Origin of the sequence: Actinomadura sp. 7K534 (genome assembly GCF_004348575.1) — a bacterium.
Lineage (GTDB): Bacteria > Actinomycetota > Actinomycetes > Streptosporangiales > Streptosporangiaceae > Spirillospora > Spirillospora livida.
Genome location: NZ_SMKB01000418.1, coordinates 1 through 3,076, shown reverse-complemented (window position 1 = coordinate 3,076; position 3,076 = coordinate 1). Strand labels below are relative to the sequence as shown.

The window sequence follows — 3,076 nt, the reverse complement described above, 5'->3', positions numbered from 1 at the left end:
CCGCGAGCGCGGGGAAGGGCGTCGCGTGGCTGGCCGGGACGGCGGCGGTGGGGGTGGCCGCAGCGGCGGTCTTCTGGGGTGTGCGGGACTCCCCGCCGGACGCGGTGCCTCCCGTCCGCGAACCCGTGGCGCCCGCGTCGCCTGCGCCCACCCCGGCAGACACTCCGGCGGGCTCGGGGCCGGGCAGGGACCGGGTCGAGCGGCCGACCGCCCGCGCGGCCGCGCCGGGCGTCGAGGAGCAGGTCGTCCGGCTCGTCAACGCCGAGCGGGCCGGGGCCGGGTGCCCGGCGCTGCGGATCTCGCCGGCGCTGCACCGGGCGGCCGAGCGGCACTCGCGGGACATGGCGGCGCGCCGAGTCCTCGACCATCGCGGTTCCGGCGGCGACGGGCCGGGGGAGCGGATCACCGCCGCCGGGTTCCGCTGGAGCTCGTGGGCCGAGAACATCGCCCAGGGCCGGCCGACCGCGCCGTCGGTGGTGGACGGGTGGATGAACAGCTCGAAGCACCGCGCCAACATCCTCGACTGCCGCTCCACGATGGTCGGGGTCGCGGTCGTGCGCGGCGCCGGCGGTCCGTGGTGGACGCAGGTGTTCGCCACGCCCCGGTGATCAGCGGGCGGTGCCGAAGTTCTGCGTCCAGTACGGCCCGCCCGACGCCACCAGGCCCACGCCGATCTCGGCGAACCGGCAGTTCAGGATGTTCGCGCGGTGGCCGGGGCTGTTCATCCACGCCTTCATGACGCTCGCGGCTGTCGGCTGGCCCTGGGCGATGTTCTCGCCGTAGGTGGACCAGCGGTATCCGGTGGCGGTGATCCGGTCGCCCGGGTCGTCGCCGTCCGGGTTGGTGTGGTCGAAGAAGCCCCGCCGCTTCATGTCGGCCGAGTGCGCCTGGGCCGCCCGCGTCAGCAGCGGGTCCGCGCTCACGGCGCGGCATCCCTGCTTGGCGCGCTCCTTGTTCACCAGCGCGATGACCTGCGCGGCCGCGCCTCCGGATCCGCCTCCCGGCGCGGCGGGGGCCTTCGTCCGGGCGGGCGTGCTCGGCCGGGTGCGCGTCACGCGCGGAGTCGGCTTGCGGGACGTGCGCGCCTTGCGCGACGGCGACGCCTTGGTGGGCGTGGGCGTGGCGGACGTCTCGCTCGGCGACGGTGCCGCCGCGTCGGGGACGCCGGACACGGACGGTTCCGGCAGGCCGCCGTTCGCGGCCGAAGCCGTCCCGGAGTCGCCGTCGAACGCGCCGCTCGCCGTGCCGGCGATCCCGCCGAGCAGCGCCAGGCCCGCCGCGCCCGCGGCCGTCCACGCCACCACGCGACCGGATGCCCGCCGCCTCGTCCGGTGGGGCTTTCCGTGCCCGGGGTGCTGGGGGTTCCTCATGGCGCTGCCTCGTCCTCTCGTCGCGGATATGCGGACGAGAGTGCAGACCCCCGGCAAGAGAGGCGATAACCGAAATTTCGTGTTCGGTGCGGACGGCTAGGCGGTGCGCCTGGTCATGCCCTCGGCCGCCGGGTCGAGGCCCCACGTGAAGACGGTGCGCGGGTGGACGCGGATGATGTCGGCGCCGAACGGGGTGCCCGGCGTGCCGTCCCCGACCGCGGTCTCGGCCCGTCCCCTGATCTCGATGCCGCGCACGCGCCAGGGGTCGACCGAGACGAGGTCGTCCACGACGAACGCCACCTGGTCGTTGTGCTCCAGGTTGCGGTACTTGCGGGACCGAGGGAGGTTCCAGCCGCCTATGTCGATCGTGCCCGTTTCGGCGTTGTAGCGGAAACCGACCGGGTTGTTCTGCGGGTCGCCCTTGGGGCCCACGGTGGCGAGGCGGCCCAGGCGCTGCCTCGCGAGGTACTCGCGTTCGATGTCGTTGAGGTTCATGAGGCCAGGTTGGAACCTCAACCCGGCTTCAGGTCAAGTGCCCTGATGAGGGCGCGGAGGCGCGGGGACATCTCGTCCGGCAGGTCCCGCGGCTCGAACCAGCCCGCCTCCAGGATCTCCGCCGAATCGATCCGGAGGTCACCGCCGGTCACACGCGCCTCGTAGTACGCCTCGACCCGGTGCCGGAATCCGCTGGCGAGCTCGACCGGCGGCCCCGCGACCCGCACCTCCAGGGACGTCTCCTCACGGATCTCGCGCGCGACGCCGTCCTCCAGCCGCTCGCCCGCGTTGACGTATCCGCCGGGCAGCCCCCACGCGCGGTACGCGGGCCACAGCCGGTGCCGCAGCAGCAGGATCCGCCCCTCGTCGTCGTGGACGAGCCCGCCCGCGTACACCAGGAACGTCCGGTGCCAGAGCCGCGCGAGCCGCCACTGGGCGCGGCCGCCGAGCCGCTTCCAGAGCCGCGCGGCCGTCCGGTGCACCGCCGGTCCGCCGCGCCCGTGCGCACGGCGCGCCGTGCCGGACCGGAGCCTCATTGGCGGAATGCTAGCCGCCCCGGGCGGTGTGGCGCTGGCCACACCGGAGCCGGATCGGGATCGCGGGGGACGCCGCCGTTCGTCTACAGAGGAACGCATACCGGGGAGGCGAAGTGACCACGGGGACGATGGGGCGGTCCAACGCGGAGATCAACTCGCAGGACGACGCGGGGGGCGAGGCGGACACCGGCGCGGCGCGCGGGGTGCGGCGGCGGGCGCACGTGCGGCTGGTGCGCAAGGTCGCGGTCGCGGTGGCCGGTTTCGCGCTGATCGTGGCGGGGCTGGCGATGCTCGTGCTGCCGGGGCCCGGGGTCGTCGCGATCCTCGCGGGGCTGGGCCTGCTGGGCACCGAGTTCCCCACCGCCCGCCGCATCAGCGAGCGCCTCAACTCCTACATCCGCGCCGCCTGGCACCGCGTCCGCGACGGGATCAGGTCGCGGAGGGGCACGGAAAAGGGCAAAGGCCCCACTGCTTGACGTGCAGCAGCACCGCCAGGGTGAACGAGTCGGTTATCTCGCCCAGGCTCAGCATGAGGTCGATCTCCTGAGCGCCGATCAGTTCTATCCGGTCGATTCCCTCCATCGGGTGGGCCCCTAGGGGCCGTTCCACGTCCGCCTAGAAAGGCCCGGCCTCGCGGCCGGAGCCCCAGGTGTCCGAGTAGAAGTCCCCGAGGGG

At 74.3% G+C, this 3,076-nt stretch carries 5 protein-coding genes; 2 read left to right on the top strand and 3 right to left on the bottom strand.

The genetic code is table 11. The features are described 5' to 3' along the window. Positions 1–608 (top strand): CAP domain-containing protein (locus E1266_RS36605; protein ID WP_132055084.1); only part of this gene is annotated, 608 nt, incomplete at its 5' end. Here the strand turns inward: E1266_RS36605 and E1266_RS36600 are convergent. From E1266_RS36600 to E1266_RS36590, 3 genes are all read right to left on the bottom strand, one after another. Then, a complete protein-coding gene (locus tag E1266_RS36600) occupies positions 609–1,301 on the bottom strand; it encodes a CAP domain-containing protein (RefSeq protein WP_243719338.1) in 693 nt (230 codons plus the stop codon). Between the two features lie 165 nt (positions 1,302–1,466). Next, entirely contained in the window at positions 1,467–1,865 is a 399-nt protein-coding gene (locus tag E1266_RS36595; protein ID WP_132055080.1) for a PPOX class F420-dependent oxidoreductase, read from the bottom strand. Positions 1,866–1,882: 17 nt separating this feature from the next. After that, complete coding sequence (locus E1266_RS36590; RefSeq protein WP_207946141.1) at positions 1,883–2,401, bottom strand: NUDIX domain-containing protein; 519 nt, start codon at positions 2,399–2,401, stop codon at positions 1,883–1,885. Positions 2,402–2,514: 113 nt separating this feature from the next. On the opposite strand from E1266_RS36590, the gene E1266_RS36585 reads away from it, so the two are divergent. Then, positions 2,515–2,877: a PGPGW domain-containing protein gene (locus E1266_RS36585; protein ID WP_207946140.1), complete on the top strand. Its 363-nt coding sequence runs from the start codon at positions 2,515–2,517 to the stop codon at positions 2,875–2,877. Positions 2,878–3,076: the final 199 nt, after the last annotated feature.